Genomic DNA, 17,164 nt, shown 5'->3' with positions numbered 1-17,164 from the left:
ATCCAGGCCCGCCGCGGCCTCCGCTGACCCCCCCGCCCGGCAAACCCCGGGCGGGATATCCACATGCATCGTGAGGGGTGCCCGAGCCGCGGTAGCGCGAAAGCCCGCGCCAACGGCCCATCTTTTTGTTGATTAAATCTATCGTTTTTATATTCTTCTTTTCATGACCGAGCAGACTCGTTCCGACATCCTCATCGTCGCCGTGGCCGGGTGCCGTGCCGGGCTCGCCGCGCGGCTCGACAGCGGCTTCCGCTTCCACGCCTCGAACCACCGGTTCAACGGGCTGGATGGGCAGGAATTCGCCACGGTCGAGGACATCCACGCCGCGGCCCGCGGCGCGCTCGCGAAGCTGCGGCGCAGCTTTCCGCTCTCCGCGTCCTGAGGATCGGACGCTCGGCATGATATCCATTTCTTCAAGGACTTATCCCGATGGCTTTTCGCCCGTTGCATGACCGTGTCGTCGTCCGTCGCCTCGATGCCGAGGAGAAGACCAAGGGCGGCATCATCATTCCCGACACCGCCAAGGAGAAGCCCTCCGAGGGCGAGATCGTCGCCGTCGGCCCCGGTGGGCGCGACGAGGCCGGCAAGCTGGTCCCGCTGGATGTCAAGGCCGGCGACCGCGTGCTGTTCGGCAAGTGGTCCGGCACCGAGGTCAAGGTCGATGGGCGCGACCTGCTGATCCTCAAGGAAGCCGACATTCTCGGCGTGATCGCCTGAGCCGTTTTCAAGACATCGAGGAGCGCCTGACATGGCTGCCAAGGACGTACGTTTTTCCTCCGACGCGCGTGAGCGCCTGCTGCGCGGCGTCGACATCCTCGCCAACGCGGTGAAGGTCACGCTGGGGCCCAAGGGCCGCAATGTCGTGATCGAGAAGAGCTTCGGCGCGCCGCGCATCACCAAGGACGGCGTTTCCGTCGCCAAGGAGATCGAGCTCGAGGACAAGTTCGAGAATCTCGGCGCCCAGCTCGTGCGCGAGGTCGCGTCGAAGACCAACGATCTCGCCGGCGACGGCACCACCACCGCCACCGTGCTGGCGCAGGCGATCGTCCGCGAGGGCGCGAAGTCCGTTGCCGCCGGCCTCAACCCGCAGGATCTCAAGCGGGGCATCGACCTCGCCACCGCCGAGGCGGTCGCCGACATCAGGAAGCGCGCCAAGAAGGTGAAGTCCTCCGACGAGGTCGCCCAGGTCGGCACCATCTCCGCCAATGGCGATACCGAGATCGGCCAGATCATCTCCACCGCCTTCCAGCGGGTCGGCAATGAGGGTGTCGTCACCGTCGAGGAAGCCAAGACCGCCGAGACCGAGCTCGACGTCGTGGAAGGGCTGCAGTTTGATCGCGGCTATCTCTCGCCGTACTTCGTGACCAACGCCGAGAAGCTGACGGTCGAGTTCGACGACCCCTACATCCTCATCCACGAAAAGAAGCTTGCCTCGCTCCAGCCCCTGCTGCCGGTGCTGGAAGCCGTGGTGCAGGCCGGCAAGCCGCTGCTCATCATCGCCGAGGATGTCGAGGGCGAGGCCCTGGCCACGCTCGTCGTCAACAAGCTGCGCGGCGGCCTCAAGGTCGCGGCCGTCAAGGCCCCCGGCTTCGGCGACCGCCGCAAGGCGATCCTCGAGGACATCGCCATCCTCACCGCCGGCGAGGTCATCTCCGAGGATCTCGGCATCAAGCTGGAGAACGTCACCCTCGCCCAGCTCGGCCGTGCCAAGCGCGTGCGCATCGACAAGGAGAACACCACCATCGTCGACGGCGTCGGCAAGAAGACCGATATCGAGGCGCGGGTCGCCCAGATCAAGCAGCAGATCGAGGAGACCTCCTCGGACTATGACCGCGAGAAGCTGCAGGAGCGCCTCGCCAAGATCGCCGGCGGCGTCGCGGTGATCCGCGTCGGCGGCGCCACCGAAGTCGAGGTCAAGGAAAAGAAGGACCGCGTCGACGACGCGCTCAACGCCACCCGCGCCGCGGTCGAGGAAGGCATCGTTCCCGGCGGCGGCGTCGCGCTGTTGCGCGCCAAGGCGGCGGTGCAGGCCCTGAAGTCCGACAATCCGGACATCCGCGCCGGTATCCAGATCATCGCCCGCGTGCTGGAAGCCCCGATCCGCCAGATCGCCGAGAATGCCGGCGTGGAAGGCTCCATCGTGGTCGGCAAGATCCTCGACAACACGTCGGCCACCTTCGGCTTCGACGCCCAGAACGAGACCTATGTCGACCTGATCGCCGCCGGCATCGTCGATCCGGCCAAGGTCGTGCGCACCGCCCTGCAGGACGCCGCCTCCGTCGCCGGCCTGCTGGTGACCACCGAGGCGCTGATCGCCGAGCTGCCGCGCGACAAGCCGGCCCTCCCCGCCCCGGGCGGCGTCGACTTCTGAGCGAGACCGGTACCCGCCCGGCACTGCCGGGCGGGTTTTCTCTCCCCCGCACAACGAGCGCGCGCCATGAGCCTGAAGCCAGACGTGCCGGCCACCCGCGCGGCGCTCGATCTCGATGCGGATGTGCTGGTTCTCGGCGGCGGTCCCGCCGGCACCTGGGCGGCACTGGCGGCGGCGCGCGCCGGCGCCCGCGTCGTGCTCGCCGACAAGGGGTTCTGCGGCACATCGGGCGCGACCGCGCCCTCGGGCACCGGCGTGTGGTACGTGCCGCCCGACCCGGAGCGGCGGCAGGCCGCCTTTCTGGCGCGCGACACCCTCGGCGGGCACCTCGCCGACCGGCGCTGGGCGATGCGCGTTCTCGACCGCACGCACCGGAGCGTCGATGAGCTCGCAGCGCGCGGCTATCCCTTCCCGCTCGACGATGAGGGCGCGCCGGCGCGCGGCTCGCTGCAAGGCCCGGAATATATGCGGCTGATGCGCAAGCTGGTGAAGGGCGCCGGTGTGCGCATCCTCGACCACAGCCCGGCGCTGGAACTTCTCGTCGATGCGGAGGGCGCCGTCGCCGGGGCGCGCGGGCTGCGCCGCCAGCAGGGCGATGACTGGGCGGTGCGGGCGGGCGCGGTGGTGATCGCCACCGGCGGCTGCGCCTTCCTCAGCCGCGCGCTGGGCTGCAACGTTCTGACCGGCGACGGCCTGCTCATGGCGGCGGAACTCGGCGCCGAACTCTCCGGCATGGAGTTCTCCAACGCCTACGGCATCTCCCCGACCTTCGCCTCCGTCACCAAGACGCTGCTCTACAAATGGGCGACCTTCACCGAGCCCGGCGGCGCGGCGATCCCCGGCGCGGCCTCGCAGGGCGGACGCTCCATCATCGCCCGCTGGCTCGCGCGCGGGCCGGTCTATGCCCGGCTCGACCAGGCCGAGCCGGGCCTGCGCGCTTCGATGCGGGAGGCACAGCCGAACTTCTTCGTGCCTTTCGACCGCATGGGTATCGACCCCTTCACCCAGCGCTTTCCGGTCACGCTGCGGCTGGAAGGCACGGTGCGCGGCACGGGTGGCCTGCGGATCGTCGACGAGAGCTGCGCCACCACCGTTCCCGGCCTTTTCGCCGCCGGCGACGCGGCGACCCGCGAACTGATCTGCGGCGGCTTCACCGGCGGCGGCAGCCACAACGCCGCCTGGGCGATCTCCTCGGGCCAATGGGCCGGTGCGGGCGCCGCGGCGCACGGGACGCGCCAGCGCGGCGCCCGGCGCGGGGCGGCTCCCGCCGGGACGGTCGGGCTGCGCGCGGGCACGGCACGGGCCTTCGACCCGCAGGAGGCGACCCGGCGTGTGCAGGCCGAGGTGTTCCCGTTCGACATCAACTATTTCCGCTCGGGCGACGGGCTGCATGCCGCGCTCGGTCGGCTCGACGGGCTCTGGCAGTCGCTGCGCGCAGCCGATGCCGCCGGCACGGCGGAGGTGGTGAAGGCGCGCGAGGCGGCCGCCATGACCGCGGTGGCGCGCTGGATGTACCGCAGCGCGCTCGCCCGCACGGAATCGCGCGGCATGCACCGGCGGGCGGACCATCCCGAGGCCGACCCCACGCAGCTGCGCCACATTTTCAGCGGCGGGCTGGACGAGGCCTGGGCCGCGCCCGCCGCGCCACTGGCGCGCCCGCAGGCGGAGCTGGCGGCATGATCGAGCTCGTCAGCGCCGAACGCTGCACCGGCTGCAACATCTGCGTCGCCGTGTGCCCGACCAACGTCTTCGATCCCGCGCCGAAGGCGATGGCCGGTGCCCTGCCGACCATCGCCCGGGGCGCGGACTGCCAGACCTGCTTCATGTGCGAGCTCTACTGCCCCGAGGACGCGCTCTATGTCGCGCCGGAGGCCGACCACGCCGTCGAGGTGGATGAGGCCGCGCTGATCGAGGCCGGGCTGGTCGGCTCCTACCGCGCGGTCATCGGCTGGTCGCCGCAGACCGCCCCGCGCCGCCGGATCGATTCCACCTTCCGCCTCATCAAGGGTTTCTAGCCGCCCGCAACGGTTGGCTCGTTTCAGCAAGGACGATCACCATGGCCTTCCCCCTCGACACGCTGTCACCCGATCGTCGCCAGCTGCTGGCGGGTCTCGGCGCGGGCGCCGCGGCGCTGTTCGCGCCCTCCATCCTGCGCGCGCAGGCCCCCACTCCCGTGAAGGTGGCCTACGGCAGCGTCGGCTATACTTGGGCGGTGCCCTATGTGGCGGAGGCCGCAGGCTACTGGAAGGACCAGAATGTCGAGCTGACGACCGCCTCCTTCGATTCCGGTCGCGACGCACTTCAGGCGCTGCTCACCGGCTCGGCCGACTTCTCGGCGTCCACCGACACGCCCCTGGTCTTCGCCGCGCTGAACGGCCTGAAGCCGCTCGCGGTCATCAACTATTCCCGCTACTCGCGCGACATGCGGATCGTCGTGCGCAGCGATGTCGGCGTCGATCCAAAGACGCCCGCCAGCCTCAAGGGCCGCAAGATCGGCACGCCGGTCGGCACGTCCGGGCAATATCTGCTCGCCCGCTATCTCGACCTCGCCGGGCTGAAGCCCGAGGACATCACCGTGGTCAATGTGGCGCCGGGCAACCTCGCGACCACGCTCGCGCGCGGCGACATCGACGGCTTCGCCTGGAGCAGCCAGGCGGTCGCGGTGGCCGACAAGCAGACGGGCGGCAAGATCGTGGAGATGACGCTGGAGGGGATCGAACCCTTTTTCCAGAGCCACCAGCTCTTCCTCACGACGGAAAAGGTCCTTAAGGAAAAGCCCGAGGCGGTGACCGCCGCGCTCAAGGCCCTCAACGCCGCCGAGCAGCGCATCAGCACCGATCCGGACTGGCCTGCCCTGATCGCCGAGCGCATCAAGACGCCCGCCGAGCAGATCCGCCAGGCGACCTCCACCTTCACCTTCAAGCTCGGCTTCGACCAGCGTTTCCTCGACGATCTGGTGACCGAGGCGAACTGGGCCATCGCCGCCCGCCTCGCCAAGGCGCCGGAGGGCGACCTGCGCACCCTGCTGCGCGGGTTGATCGCCGACGGTCCCACCAAGGCGCTGTATCCCGACCGGGTCACCCTGTCGTGAGCGCGGATGCCGCGCTCATCGCGGCCGAGCGCGTCTCGCAGGTCTATGCGGGACGCGACGGCACGCCGAACTGGGCGCTGCGCGATGTGTCGCTGCGCATCGGCCGGGGTGAATTCGTCTGCCTCATCGGCCCCTCGGGCTGCGGCAAGACCACGCTGCTGCACCTGATCGCCGGCTTCGTCCGGCCGACCAGCGGCACGGTATCGTTCGCCGGGGCGCCCATCACCGGTCCCGGGCCCGAACGGGTCGTGGTGTTCCAGGACTATGCGCTGTTCGCCTGGATGACGGCCCGGCAGAATGTCGAATTCGGCCTGCGCACACGCGGCGTGCCGCGCGCCGAGCGGCGCCGGCAGGCCTTGCGGGCGCTCGAACGGGTCGGCCTTCCCCACGCCGCCGATCGCTACCCGCACGAGCTCTCCGGCGGCATGCGCCAGCGCGTCGCCGTGGCGCGCGCGCTCGTGGTCGAGCCGGAAGTGCTGCTGATGGACGAACCCTTCGCGGCGGTCGACGCCATGACCCGCCAGACCCTGCAGGAAGACCTGCTGCGGCTGTGGCAGGAGACCGGCGTGTCGGTCGTCTTCGTCACCCACAACGTCGACGAGGCCGCCTTCCTCGCCCAGCGCGTCGTCGTGATGGGCGCCCATCCGGGCACCCTTCGCACCGATCTCGCCATCGACGCCCCGCATCCCCGGGAACGCGGCTCGGCACGCTTCGCCGAACTCTATGCCGAGATCGCGGGCGCGCTGGCGGGGCATCATGGAAGGAGGGCCGCATGAGCCTCGTCTCCTCCGAAACCACGGATCATCGGGCAAGCCGCAGCGCACCGGCGCCGGCCGACAGCTTCGAGGCGACGTTCCGGGCGGCCCATCGCCGCAGGCTCCGCCGCGCCGCCGGGTGGCGGATCGCGCTCAACATCGCCGGCCTTGTGCTGTTCGTCATCGCCTGGGAGCTGATCCCGCGCTATTCGACCTGGATCAACGAGGTGCTGTTTCCACCACCCTCGCAGGTGTTCGCGACCTTCGTGCCGCTGCTCCTTTCCGGCCAGATCCTCGACGACATCCGCGTCAGCCTCGTGCGGGCCGCTTCCGGCTTCGGCGTGGCTCTTGGACTGGGCATCGGCGCCGGGGTGCTGACCGCGCGGCTGGCCTGGCTGCAATATCTGCTGGAACCGCTGTTGCACGGTTTCCGCTCGATCCCGGCGATCGCGCTGATCCCGCTCTGCATCCTGTGGTTCGGCATCGGCGAGGTCTCCAAGACCGCGCTCATCGCCTGGGGCGCCTTCTTCCCGCTGTGGATCACCACCTTCATCGGCGTGCGGGACGTGAACCCGATCTATCTGCGCTCCGCCGCCTGCCTCGGCGCCGGCCGCCTCACCACGCTGTTCCTCGTCGTGCTGCCCGCCGCACTGCCCTTCATCCTCACCGGCATCCGTCAGGCGCTTTCCGTCTCGCTGGTGGTCCTGGTGGCGGCGGAGATGTCGGGCGCCTCGTCGGGCATCGCCCATATGATGTCGGAAGGCCACCAGCTCTTCCGCGTGGACATCATGTTCATCGGTCTCGCCGTGCTCGGCGCCGTCGGCTTCCTGGTCGACCGAGCCTTTGTCGCCATCGCCCGCCGGCTGTTCCCCTGGTACCAGATTACATCCTGACATGACCAAGCGACTGGCAACGACCGTGCTGCGCAACGCGCATGTCATCACCTTCGATCCGGCCCGTCCGCGGGCTTCCGCTCTGGCGTTCCGGGGCGGGCGCCTGATCGCGGTCGGCGGCGACGAGGTGCTGGAGCAAGCCGGTCCCGGGGCCGAGGTGCGTGACCTCGACGGCGCCACCGTCATTCCCGGCATCAACGACGCCCACGCCCATATGGAGCGCGAGGGCCTCAAGCAGCGGCGCCCCTCGCTCGCCGGCGTGCGCAACGTCGCGGACATAGTGGCCCGCGTGCGCGCCGCCGCGCGGACCACGCCATCGGGCGACTGGATCGTGACCATGCCGGTCGGCACGCCGCCCTTCTTCTTCGACGGGCCGCAGACGCTCGAGGAAGGGCACGTGCCCGACCGTTACGAGCTCGATGCCGCCGCGCCCGATCACCCCGTCTACATTCAGGGCGTGTTCGGCAACTGGGGCCAGCCGCCGGGGTATAGCGCGCTCAACAGCCGGGCGCTGGCGCTCAACGGCATCACCCGGGACACCGCGCCCCGCATCGCTGGCGTGGAGATTCTCAAGGACACGGCGGGGGAGCCCACCGGCGTCATCATCGAGCGCAACAACCGACCGACGGTGGAGTTCGATATTCTTCCCGCCGTCCCGCGTTTCGGCTTCCAGGACCGGCTGGAGGGCGTGCGGCTGTCGCAGAAGCTCTACAACGCCAAGGGCACGACCAGCATCTATGAGGGGCACGGCTCGGCGGCGGAGAGCATCTCGGTCTATCGCCAGCTCTGGGAACGTGACGAGCTGTCGGTGCGCGTCGGGCTCGTCGTTTCGCCAAGCTGGTCGGATGTGGCGGAAGCCAGGCGCATCATGCGCGACTGGCTGGCCTCGGCGCGGGGCTCCGGGCTCGGGGATGGCTGGCTGCGCGTCTCCGGCATCCACATCGCCTATGGCGGGGACGCCGCGACCGCCTGCTGCGCGCGGGCGCATCTGCCCGACACCGGCTGGTCCGGCTTTGTCGAGCAGGCGGTGACGCCGGCGGATTTCCGCGAAGCCGCCTTTCTCGCCGCCGAACACGAGCTGCGCCTGCACACCATCGTCAGCGACAAGCTCCACGAGATCGTGCCGGTGCTCGAGGCGGTGAATGAGCGCCATCCGCTGCACGGCCGGCGGTGGGTGATAGAGCATGTCGGGCGCACCAGCGCGGCGGACCTTGCCGCCCTCGCCCGGCTCGGCGTGCTGGTGACGACCATCCCGACCTATTTCCTCTGGAAGGGCGGCGCGCGCTATCTGGCCGAGGCGGAGGACGGGGACTGGATCGTTCCGCACCGCCATATCCTCGACGCCGGCATTCCCCTCGCCATCGCCACGGACAACATTCCCTACGACCCGTTCTTCACCCTATGGGTCGCCTGCGCCCGGCAGGAGCGGCTGAGTGGACGCGTCATCGGACCGGACCAGCGGCTCGACGTGGAGACCGCGCTCGGCCTGTTCACCGTGGCGGGCGCCCGGCTCAGCTTCGACGAGACATGGAAGGGACCGCTCAAGCCCGGCTATGCGGCGGATGTCGTCGTTCTGTCCCACGACCCGACAGCCGTTCCGCTCGAGGACATACGCGCGATCTCCGCGCGCCTGACCATCGTCGACGGCCGCATCGTCCACGACGTGACCTGAACCGATCAAAAGAACGCAAAGTCAAACACTTAACTCCTGCACCCCCGGAACACCTCACAATGTCCGATTTTCCCGCGGCCCAGGCTCCCGCATCGCCAGAGCGGCGCCCACGCCCGCCCTCCCGCCCGCATCTGATTTCCTCGGATGCGGAGGCCATCGAGGTCGCGGAGGCCCTCGCACCCCGGCTCGCCGAAGGCGCCTCGCTGCGCGATCGCGAGCGGCTCCTGCCCTGGGATGAGATCGAGCTGTTCACCGCCAGCGGTCTTGGTGGGATCACCGTGCCCCGCGACTTTGGCGGGGCCGATGTCTCGCATGAAACGGTCGCGCGGGTGTTCGCCATCCTCGCCGCCGCCGATGCCTCGGTCGCGCAGATGCCGCAGAACCAGTTCGGCGTGCTGGCGCTGGTGCGCGAGGCGGCGAGCCCGGAGCAGCAGGCGCGCATCTATGCCGACATTCTCGCCGGCCATCGCATCGGCAATGCGGGGCCGGAGCGCCATGGCCGTGCCATCACCCATGTGACGACACAGCTCTCCCGCACGGCCGGCGGGCTCGTCCTGAGCGGGCGGCGCTATTACTCCACGGGGGCGATCTTCGCCCACTGGATTCCCACCCGCGCGGTAGACGGGGCCGGCCGACCTGTTCTCGCCTGGGTGCGGCGCGATGCGCCGGGCGTGCGGGTGGTCGATGACTGGCAGGGCTTCGGCCAGACCACCACCGCCAGCGGCACGGTGCTGTTCGAGGCGGCCCCCGTCGACGAGGGGCTGCTGATCGACCTGTCTCCGCTCGCGGGAAGACCCGGTCTTGGCGGGCCACGCTCGCAGCATATCCAGGCCGCCATTGACGCGGGCATCGCCGCCGGGGCGGTCGAGGCGGCGCTGGATTTCGTGCGCACCAGGACACGCGCCTATCCCTTCACCGTCGCCAGCGTGACGGAAGACCCCTACATCATCGGTGAAATCGGCCGGCTGGAGATCGACCTGCACGCGGCGCAGGAGGTGCTGGCGCGCGCCGGCCGCGCGCTCGACCGGATCGCCGCCGCCCCGGTCACGGCCGAAAGCTCGGCCGAGGCCTCCGTCGCGGTCGCCGAGGCAAAGATCCTCACCACCGAAATCGCGCTGGAGGCCGCCGAGCGCCTCACGGAACTCGCGGGTTCGTCGTCGACCCGCGAAGCCTACAATCTCGGGCGCTACTGGCGCGACGCGCGGGTGCACACGCTGCACGACCCGGTGCGGTGGAAGTACCACCTGCTGGGCAATTACACGCTGAATGGCGCCCTGCCGCAGCGGCACCAGTGGAACTGAGGACCACCCGGCATGAGCTTCACGTCCACACCACGGGTCGCCGCCGCAAGCGAACCCGATGCCGCTCTCGTGCTCCGCAGCGCCCCGCCGCCGCGCCCTGTACCGCGCCTTGCCGGGCATGAGGAGGCGCTTGCCGCCGCGCGCGACCTCGCCGCTGGGTTCGCCGCCGGGTCCGCCGCGCGCGACCTTGAGCGGCGTCTGCCCTGGGAGGAGATCGAGCAGTTCACCCAGTCGGGGCTCTGGGCGATTACCGTTCCGCGCGAGTATGGCGGACCGGGCGTGACGTCCGCGACGGTCGCGCAGGTGACGGCGATCATCTCGGCCGCCGACGGCTCGCTCGGGCAAATCCCGCAGAACCACTATTACGCCCTTGAGGTGCTGCGCAACGGCGGCACCGAGGCGCAGAAGCGGTTCTTCTATGGGCGTGTGCTGGCGGGCGAGCGCTTCGGCAACGCGCTCGCGGAGATCGGCGCGCGGGATTACAACCGGCGCACGCGCCTCGTGCGCGATCCCGCCGGCTGGTATGTCGAGGGGCGCAAGTTCTACTGCACCGGCTCGCTTTTCGCCCACCGCATTCCCACCATGGTGAACACCGAGGAGGACGGCCGCGAGGTCAGCTACCTCGTCTTCATCCCGCGCGAGGCGCCCGGCGTCACGCTGATCGACGACTGGGACGGCTTCGGCCAGCGCGTCACCGGTTCCGGCTCGATCCTGTTTGATCGGGTGCGCGTCGAGCCGGAATGGGTCGTGCCCTTCCAGGCCTCGCTGGACCGGCCGACCGCGATCGGCCCCTTCGCCCAGATCATCCATGCCGGCATCGATCTCGGCATCGGCCGCGGCGCCTTCGAGGCGACGCTGCCTTTCGTGCGCGAGCGGGCCCGCGCCTGGATCGACGGCGGGGTTTCGCGGGCGAGCGAGGATCCGCTCACGCTGCACGCGCTCGGCGAGGTGCGCGTGCGCCTTGCCGCGGCCGATGCGCTGATCGAGCGCGCCGGCCGCTATGTCGATGTCGCCCAGGCGGCCCCTGACGAGGCGAATGTCGCGGCGGCCTCCGTCGCCGTGGCCGAGGCGCGGGCGGCCAGCCACCGCGCCGGCCTGCTCGCGGCCAACAAGCTGCTGGAGCTCGGCGGCACCTCGGCGACCGATCGCGCCGATGATCTGGATCGCTACTGGCGCAATGTGCGCACCCATACGCTGCACGATCCGGTGCGGTGGAAACATCACTGGATCGGCGCCTACCACCTCAATGGCCGCATCCCGCCGCGGCATGGGGCGCTGTGATGACCGGGAGGCAGAGCCGGCGCAACACGCTGACCTGACGGCCTGGGGACATTCCCGGCCATCAGCGAATGGCTGAAAGGATCAAGCCTTGCGCGGCCTCCCCTCGCCGAACGAGCGATCCACAGCGGTAGAACTAATAATCTATGGATTTAGTTGACAACTGGATGGTACCTGTCGATGAAGGGTACCATAGTCGTGTCAGGGAGTGCCTTCATGTCGGTTGAGACCGTCACCATCCTCGACGGCGGGATGGGCCGAGAGTTGCTGCGGATCGGGGCGCCGTTCCGCCAGCCGGAGTGGTCGGCGCTCGCGCTGCTCGAAAGCCCGGGCCATGTGCGCCAGGTGCATGACGCCTTTGTCGCGGCCGGAGCGGACATCATCACCACCAATAGCTACGCCGTCGTTCCCTTCCATATCGGCGAGGAGCGCTTCGCCGCGCGCGGCGTCGAGCTCGCCGATCTCGCCGGGCGCCTGGGCCGCGAGGCCGTCGCGGCGGCCGGCCGTCCGGGGGTAAGGCTCGCCGGTTCGCTTCCGCCGGTCTTCGGCTCCTACCGGCCGGACCTGTTCCGCCCGGAGGAAGCCGCGCGCCTGTTCGGCCCGCTGGTGGCCGGCCTCGCACCGCATGTCGATCTGTGGCTCGCCGAGACGCAGGGGTCCATCCCCGAGGCCCGCGCCGCGCGCCGCGCCATAGGGCCCGAGGACACGCGGCCCTTCTGGGTCTCCTTCACGCTCGACGATTCCCACCCGGAGGATGTGGAGGCGGGTAGCCGCCCCGCGCAGGTCCGCTCCGGCGAGACGATCACCGAGGCGGCGCAGGCCGCGCTGGAACTCGGCGCGTCGGCGTTGCTGTTCAATTGCAGCCATGCCGGCGTGATGGAGGCGGCGATCCGCGAGGCCACGGCGGTGTTCGCGGAGCTGCCGGCGCACGCCCGTCCCGCGATCGGCGTTTATGCCAATGCCTTCGCCCCGCATTCGCATGACCATGAGCCGCAGGCCAATGCGGAGCTCAGCGATCTCCGGCACGACCTCGACCCGCCCGCCTATCTCGCCTTCGCGCGGCGCTGGCACGACGCGGGCGCGTCCATCATCGGCGGGTGTTGTGGCATCGGCCCCGACTACATCGCCGCGCTGTCCTCCGCTTTGCGACGCCCGTCCTGAACCGGCGCCATCTCAGTTTCCGATTTCGGAGTTTACACTCATGTCCAACTCCTTCCTGTCGCTTGACCGCCGCAGCCTGCTGAAGGGCGCGGGCGGCGCGCTTCTCGCCGGCGCCCTGCCCCTCGGCGGCGCTTTCGCCCAGTCGTCCCAAACACCCAAGAAGGGCGGCCACCTCATCCTCGGCGTCGACAATGCCTCGACCACGGATGTTCTGGATCCGGCAGCCTATTTCGAGATCTACGCCTATGTCGCGGGCGCCCAGCTCTTCAACACGCTGGTTGAGATCGACGAGACCGGCAGCCTGCGCCCGGCTCTCGCCGAGAGCTGGGAACAGCGCAAGGGCGCGACCGAGTGGGTGCTGCGCCTGCGCAAGGGGGTCCAGTTCCACAACGGCAAGACGTTGACCGTCGCCGACGTGATCTACTCGCTCAACCATCATCGCGGCGAAAAGTCGAAGTCGGCCGCCAAGGTCTATCTCGACACCGTCACCGAGCTGAAGGAAACCGCGCCGGGCGAGCTGACCATCACGCTCAGCGGCGGCAATGCCGATCTGCCCTATCTGCTCGCTGACGTGCATTTCGGCATCGGCCCGGATGGCGGCGACTTCAACAAGGGCATCGGCACCGGCGCCTTCGTGCTGGAGAACTTCCAGCCGGGCGTGCGCACGCTGACCAAGCGCAATCCCAACTACTGGGATTCCAGTCGCGGCCATGTCGACTCGGTCGAGACCATCGCCATCAATGACAGCACGGCGCGCATCGCCGCGCTGCTCAGCGGCAAGGCCCACATCATCAACCGCGTCGAGCCGCGCCTGCTGTCGCGCGTCTCGGCCGCGCCGAATGTGAAGGTCCACCGCTCTCCCGATGCGGCGATCTACACCTTCCCGGCCCTTGCCAATCAGGCGCCCTTCACCAGCATCGACGCCCGGCTGGCGCTGAAATACGCCATCGACCGTCAGCAGATCCTGAATTCGGTGCTGGCCGGCGTGGGCTCCGTGGCGAACGACCAGCCCATCGTGCCGTCCAGCCGCTACTACGCCGCCGATATTCCGACCCGGCCTTATGATCCCGACAAGGCGGCCTTCCACTGGAAGAAGGCGGGCTTCGAAGGCAAGGTCGTGCTCTCCGCCTCCGATTCCGGCTTCACCGGCGCGGTGGACGCGGCGCAGCTCTACCAGGCCTCGGCCCAGAAGGCCGGCATCCCCTTCGAGGTGGATCGCGTGCCGTCCGACGGCTACTGGGACAATGTCTGGCTGAAGAAGCCCTTCGTCGCCTCGAACTGGAGCACGCGGCAGACGCCGGATGCCATCCTGTCCTTGGTGTTCCTGTCCAATGCCGAGTGGAACGAGTCGGCCTGGAAGAGCGAAAAGCTCGACCAGCTCGTCTTCGCCGCCCGCGCCGAGACCGACGAGGCCAAGCGCAAGCAGATCTATCACGACGTGCAGGTGCTGATCGCCGACGAGGGCAGCGAGGTCATCCCCGTCCGTGCCGACGGCCTCGACGGCGCCCGCTCCAATGTCGGCGGCTTCACCAGCGTGCCGGGCCTCGCGCTCAGCGGCTTCAAGGTCGCCGAGAAGGTCTGGCTGGAAAGCTGATGCGCCGGGCGGGGCGTCCTGCGGCGCCCTCGCCTTCCGCCGAACGTGGAAAACGTCATGCCGTCGTTCCGCACCCCGGCCGCCAGCGGCCTCGCGCGCTCCCTCGCCGGAGCGGGCGCAGTGGCGCTGCTGGCTGCCCGCAGCCTCGCCACCGCGCTCGCGCTGCTGCTCGCCGCCTCGGTGCTGATCTTCGCCGGCACGCAGCTGCTGCCGGGCGATGTCGCCACCGCCATGCTCGGCCAGTCCGCCACCCCCTCGGCGGTCGCGGCCATCCGGGCGGAGCTCGGGCTCGATCAACCGGCGCTGCTGCGCTATTTCGCCTGGCTCGGCGGGGCGCTGCGGGGGGATCTGGGCACCAGCTACGCCACGCGGCAGGACATTGCGGCGGTCATCAGCCAGCGGCTGGGCAACACCTTCTTCCTCGCCGGCGTCACCGCGGCCATCGCCGTGCCGCTCTCGATCACGCTCGGTGTGGTGGCCGTGCAGTGGCGCGACGGGCCGGTCGACCGGGCGATCACCGCCTCGACGCGGGCGGCGATCGCGCTGCCGGAATTCTTCGTCGGCTACCTGCTCATCATGCTGTTCGCGCTGAACCTCGGCTGGTTCGACAGCAGCGCCACCGTCTATCCCGGCATGACACTGGGCGCACGGCTTTGGGCGGTGGCGCTTCCTGTCGCCACGCTGGTGCTGGCGGTGGCTGGCCACATGACCAGCATGACGCGCGCCGCGCTGCTGAACGTGCTCTCCGCGCCCTATGTCGAGATGGCGCAGATCAAGGGGGTGTCGGGCCGTGAACTGGTCTGGCGCCACGCACTGCCCAATGTGCTCGGCCCGATCATCCACGTGGTGGCGGTCAATCTCGCCTATCTCGTGGTCGGCGTGGTGGTGATCGAAGTGGTCTTCGTCTATCCGGGCATGGGCCAGTATCTGGTCGACAGCGTCGCCAAGCGCGACGTGCCGGTGGTGCAGGCGAGCGCGCTGGTGTTCGCGGCGGTCTATGTGGTGATCAACGGCCTCGCCGATCTCGCCGCGCTGCTGGCCAATCCGCGCCTGAGACATCCGCGATGATGCGCCCTTCCCGCCCCGGGGCGGCGACCTTCCTGTCGCTGACCTTTCTCGCCGCGCTCCTCGTGCTTGCCATTGCCGCGCCGCTGATCGCGCCGCATGGCGTCAATGAGGTGATCGGCGGCAACTGGAGTCCGCCCTCCGCGGCGAACTGGCTCGGCACCGACAATGTCGGCCGCGACCTGCTCTCCCGCCTGATCTGGAGCACGCGGACGACGCTCACCATCGCCACGCTCTCCACCGTGCTCGCCTTCCTCATTGGTGGCGCCGTCGGCTTCATCGCCGGCACGCTGCGCGGCTGGCTGGATATCGGCCTCAACCGTGTGAACGATCTCGCCATGGCGATCCCGACGCTGATCGCCGCGCTGGTGGTGCTTTCAGTCCTGCCGAGCCGCGTCGAGGTGCTCGTCGCCATCATGGCGCTGCTCGATGCGACCCGTGTGTTCCGCCTTGCCCGGGCGCTGGCGCTGGATGTCGGAGCCACCGATTATGTCGAGGCGGCGCGGGTGCGCGGAGAGGGGCTCGCCTGGATCATACTGCGCGAGATCCTGCCGAACGCGCTGCCGCCCCTGCTCGCCGAATTCGGCGTCCGGCTGGTCTTCGCGGTCCTGTTCCTCTCGACGCTGTCCTTCCTCGGGCTCGGCATACAGCCACCGGCGACGGACTGGGGCAGCCTGCTCAAGGAAAACAAGGACGGGCTGCTGTTCGGCGTGTGGGCGGCGCTCATTCCCGGCGCCGCCATCGCGCTGCTCGCCATCGCCGTCAGCAATGTGACCGACTGGTTCCAGGAATGGACGACCGGCGCGGCGGGCCGGGGCAAACATGGCTGAACTGCTGACTATTCGCGACCTCTCCATCGCGCTCACGGCCCGCCCCGGCGCGGCGACACCGCCGCGCCTGCTGGTCGAGACCGTCTCGCTGGGCCTCGCCCCCGGCCGCACGCTCGGGCTCATCGGTGAATCCGGCGCGGGCAAATCGACGCTCGGCCTCGCGGCGCTGGGATTCTTCCGCGCCGGCACCGCCCCGGCCGGCGGCGAGGTTCTGTTCGAGGGCCGCGACCTGCTCACCCTGGACATCGCCGAGCGGGAGAGGCTGCGGCGCACGCGCCTCGCCTATGTCGCCCAATCGGCCAGCGCGGCCTTCAACCCGGCGCTGACCCTCGGCCAGCAGGTGACGGAGAATGCGCTTCGCGCCGGCGGCATCTCCCGCCGCGCTGCCCGCGCCCGCGCCGAGGAACTGATCGCGCTGCTCGGCCTGCCGGAGCCGCGCCGCTTCCTCGAGCGCTTCCCCCATCAGGTCTCCGGCGGACAGCTCCAGCGGGCGATGACGGCGATGGCGCTCTGCCAGCAGCCGCGCCTGATCGTGTTCGATGAGCCGACGACCGCGCTCGACGTGACCACGCAGGCCGGTGTGCTGCTGGCGATCCGGCAGGCCATCGCCGCCACCGGTGTCTCGGCGCTCTATATCAGCCACGATCTGCCGGTCGTCGCGCAGATCGCCGATGAGATCCTCGTGCTGCGCCATGGGCGGGCGGTGGAGCACGGCGCGACGACCGACATCCTCAATCGCCCGCGCGAGGATTATACCCGCCAGCTGGTCACCGCCGGTCGCTCCCGGCCGCCACGAGGGCCGGCGGCGACGCGGGCAGCCGTGCTTGCCGCCGAGGGTGTGGGCATGGCCTATGGCCGGGGCGCACGGGTGCTCGAGGGGATCGACCTCTCGCTGGCGGCCGGCGAGACGCTGGCGCTGGTGGGCGAATCCGGCTCGGGAAAGACGACGCTCGGCCGGGTCATCACCGGGCTTCACCCCGATGCCGATGGCGCGCTGACCCTGCACGGCGGGCCGCTGCCTCTGGCGCTTGCCCGGCGCAGCCGGGAGCAGGTGCGCCGCGTGCAGATCGTGCAGCAGATCCCGGACGCGGCGCTCAATCTGCAGATTCCGACGTTCATCCGGCCGGGTTTCCAATCGTCATCCGGCCAGCAT

16 protein-coding genes are annotated in these 17,164 nt (G+C 69.7%); all 16 read left to right on the top strand.

Annotated elements, in window-relative coordinates; all coding sequences use genetic code 11:
* The first annotated feature begins 163 nt into the window (after positions 1 to 163).
* Complete coding sequence (locus tag KHC27_RS08950; RefSeq protein ID WP_213338047.1) at positions 164 to 382, top strand: hypothetical protein; 219 nt, start codon at positions 164 to 166, stop codon at positions 380 to 382.
* 47 nt (positions 383 to 429) lie between these two features.
* Entirely contained in the window at positions 430 to 717 is a 288-nt protein-coding gene (groES, locus tag KHC27_RS08945; RefSeq protein WP_213338045.1) for a co-chaperone GroES, read from the top strand.
* A gap of 31 nt (positions 718 to 748) precedes the next feature.
* Positions 749 to 2,371 (top strand): chaperonin GroEL, encoded by a 1,623-nt coding sequence (gene groL / locus KHC27_RS08940; protein ID WP_213338043.1) that lies wholly within the window; start codon positions 749 to 751, stop codon positions 2,369 to 2,371.
* Positions 2,372 to 2,437: 66 nt separating this feature from the next.
* Positions 2,438 to 4,051 (top strand): FAD-dependent oxidoreductase, encoded by a 1,614-nt coding sequence (locus tag KHC27_RS08935; protein WP_246519783.1) that lies wholly within the window; start codon positions 2,438 to 2,440, stop codon positions 4,049 to 4,051.
* Positions 4,048 to 4,386: a 4Fe-4S binding protein gene (locus KHC27_RS08930; RefSeq protein WP_213338041.1), complete on the top strand. Its 339-nt coding sequence runs from the start codon at positions 4,048 to 4,050 to the stop codon at positions 4,384 to 4,386. Before KHC27_RS08935 ends, KHC27_RS08930 begins: the two co-directional genes overlap by 4 nt.
* A 41-nt stretch (positions 4,387 to 4,427) precedes the next feature.
* On the top strand, positions 4,428 to 5,462 hold the full coding sequence (locus KHC27_RS08925; protein ID WP_213338039.1) for an ABC transporter substrate-binding protein: 1,035 nt from the start codon (positions 4,428 to 4,430) through the stop codon (positions 5,460 to 5,462).
* A complete protein-coding gene (locus KHC27_RS08920) occupies positions 5,459 to 6,238 on the top strand; it encodes an ABC transporter ATP-binding protein (protein ID WP_213338037.1) in 780 nt (259 codons plus the stop codon). The genes KHC27_RS08925 and KHC27_RS08920 overlap by 4 nt, the downstream gene beginning before the upstream one ends.
* Positions 6,235 to 7,110, top strand: coding sequence for an ABC transporter permease (locus KHC27_RS08915; RefSeq protein WP_213338029.1), 876 nt, complete (start codon positions 6,235 to 6,237; stop codon positions 7,108 to 7,110). The genes KHC27_RS08920 and KHC27_RS08915 overlap by 4 nt, the downstream gene beginning before the upstream one ends.
* Before the next feature lies 1 nt (position 7,111).
* Complete coding sequence (locus KHC27_RS08910) at positions 7,112 to 8,782, top strand: amidohydrolase (protein WP_246519782.1); 1,671 nt, start codon at positions 7,112 to 7,114, stop codon at positions 8,780 to 8,782.
* A 59-nt stretch (positions 8,783 to 8,841) separates the two neighbouring features.
* Complete coding sequence (locus KHC27_RS08905) at positions 8,842 to 10,083, top strand: SfnB family sulfur acquisition oxidoreductase (RefSeq protein WP_213338015.1); 1,242 nt, start codon at positions 8,842 to 8,844, stop codon at positions 10,081 to 10,083.
* 12 nt (positions 10,084 to 10,095) lie between these two features.
* Positions 10,096 to 11,364 carry an SfnB family sulfur acquisition oxidoreductase gene (locus tag KHC27_RS08900; RefSeq protein ID WP_213338013.1) on the top strand — a complete coding sequence of 423 codons (1,269 nt, stop codon included), beginning with the start codon at positions 10,096 to 10,098 and terminating at the stop codon, positions 11,362 to 11,364.
* 213 nt (positions 11,365 to 11,577) lie between these two features.
* Complete coding sequence (locus tag KHC27_RS08895) at positions 11,578 to 12,522, top strand: homocysteine S-methyltransferase family protein (RefSeq protein ID WP_213338006.1); 945 nt, start codon at positions 11,578 to 11,580, stop codon at positions 12,520 to 12,522.
* Positions 12,523 to 12,562: 40 nt separating this feature from the next.
* Positions 12,563 to 14,116, top strand: coding sequence for an ABC transporter substrate-binding protein (locus KHC27_RS08890; protein ID WP_213338004.1), 1,554 nt, complete (start codon positions 12,563 to 12,565; stop codon positions 14,114 to 14,116).
* A gap of 57 nt (positions 14,117 to 14,173) precedes the next feature.
* Complete coding sequence (locus KHC27_RS08885; protein ID WP_213338002.1) at positions 14,174 to 15,184, top strand: ABC transporter permease; 1,011 nt, start codon at positions 14,174 to 14,176, stop codon at positions 15,182 to 15,184.
* Positions 15,184 to 16,011: an ABC transporter permease gene (locus KHC27_RS08880; protein ID WP_425514869.1), complete on the top strand. Its 828-nt coding sequence runs from the start codon at positions 15,184 to 15,186 to the stop codon at positions 16,009 to 16,011. Before KHC27_RS08885 ends, KHC27_RS08880 begins: the two co-directional genes overlap by 1 nt.
* On the top strand, positions 16,004 to 17,164 hold a 1,161-nt coding region (locus tag KHC27_RS08875; protein WP_213337998.1), incomplete at its 3' end, for an ABC transporter ATP-binding protein. The genes KHC27_RS08880 and KHC27_RS08875, both read left to right, overlap by 8 nt.

Origin of the sequence: Ancylobacter lacus, from assembly GCF_018390635.1 — a bacterium.
Classification (GTDB): Bacteria; Pseudomonadota; Alphaproteobacteria; order Rhizobiales; family Xanthobacteraceae; genus Ancylobacter; species Ancylobacter lacus.
Note: the sequence above shows the minus strand (reverse complement) of the source record. Positions and strands in the feature narration are given on the sequence as shown.